2 protein-coding genes are annotated in these 1,472 nt (G+C 62.1%); both read left to right on the forward strand.

Annotated elements, in window-relative coordinates:
• Positions 1–50 precede the first annotated feature (50 nt).
• A complete protein-coding gene (locus tag DBR22_RS12330; protein ID WP_108599257.1) occupies positions 51–554 on the forward strand; it encodes a bifunctional nuclease family protein in 504 nt (167 codons plus the stop codon).
• Between the two features lie 237 nt (positions 555–791).
• Positions 792–1,385, forward strand: coding sequence for a MerR family transcriptional regulator (locus DBR22_RS12335; protein WP_108599258.1), 594 nt, complete (start codon positions 792–794; stop codon positions 1,383–1,385).
• Positions 1,386–1,472: the final 87 nt, after the last annotated feature.

Genomic DNA, 1,472 nt, shown 5'->3' on the forward strand with positions numbered 1-1,472 from the left:
ACACTGCACCGGGCACTGGTCCAGGACCATATCTCCCGTATGGACATCTGATGATCGAAGTCGAAATCGTAGGCGTTCGGATCGAACTGCCCTCCAACCAGCCGCTGGTGCTCCTGCGCGAGATTCACGGTGAGCGTCACGTGCCCATCTGGATCGGCACCCCGGAAGCGAGTGCAATCGCCCTGGCCCAGCAGGGGGTAGTTCCTCCCCGGCCGATGACCCACGACCTCCTGGTGGATGTTGTGGAAACCCTGGGCCACTCGGTTGTCAGCGTGAACATCGTCGCCGTAGAGGACAACATCTTTTACGGCCAGCTTCAGTTCGAGAACGGCACTACGGTGAGTTCCCGTGCCTCGGATGCTTTGGCGATCGCCTTGCGGGCCAAGTGCCGCATCTGGTGTGCAGACTCGGTGATGGATGAGGCCGGCGTACGGATCACCGAACACGATGAAGGCGAGGACGCTGAGCCCGGGCCCATCGTGGACGAGGAGAAGGAACTGCGGCGCTTCCGTGAATTCCTGGATGACGTTGAGCCCGAGGATTTCGACGGCTGAGGTCACGTTAAGGTTAAAGTTGAGGCTGAAACTTCCGACACGCCTTCGCCTCAGGGCCCACGTCTTTGACCTTGGGCCGCAGCAGGCCTAACGTCGAAGGTATCAAGCTCCCATTGCTTACAGCAGCCGCGCAAGTCACACTGTAGAGTACGACTCCCGCGAAATTACATGCATGGACTTCATGCCTGCACAGGCTGCTGCGGTGTTCCCCGGGAGTTGCTGACAAGGAGGATCCAGGTGAGTCCCAAAGGCGAAGCAGGCGGGCTGAAGCAGCCCACAACGGCTGGTGTGGCTGTGCCCGCGAGCGGTGCCCAGGGCCTCCTGTTCACCGAGGACCTCCCTGTCCTGGACGAGGACGCAGGGTATCGCGGCCCCACAGCCTGCAAAGCCGCCGGGATTACCTACCGCCAGCTGGACTACTGGGCGCGCACCGGGCTCGTGGAACCGGCTGTCCGCGGTGCCGCGGGCTCCGGCTCGCAGCGTCTTTACGGTTTCCGGGACATCCTGGTCCTCAAGGTCGTTAAGCGGCTCCTGGACACCGGCGTTTCCCTTCAGCAGATCCGTACCGCCGTGGAACACCTGCGCGAACGGGGTGTGGAGGATCTGGCACAGATTACCCTGATGAGCGACGGTGCGAGCGTTTATGAGTGCACGTCCGCTGACGAAGTCATCGATTTGGTGCAGGGCGGCCAGGGCGTTTTTGGCATCGCCGTGGGACGTGTCTGGCGCGAAGTGGAGGGCAGCCTCGCATCCCTTCCCAGCGAGCACGCCGCGGAGCAGTCCTTTCCCGACGACGAGCTGAGCAAACGGCGGGCCAAGAAGATCAGCTGACTGAACCCCTGACAACCAAGAAGGCCACCCCGCGCTGAGGGCGGGTTCTAGCGGTCGTTGCAACACCCAGAATTTTGGGAGTTGCAA

Origin of the sequence: Arthrobacter sp. HMWF013, from assembly GCF_003061105.1 — a bacterium.
In the GTDB taxonomy this organism is placed as follows: Bacteria; Actinomycetota; Actinomycetes; order Actinomycetales; family Micrococcaceae; genus Arthrobacter.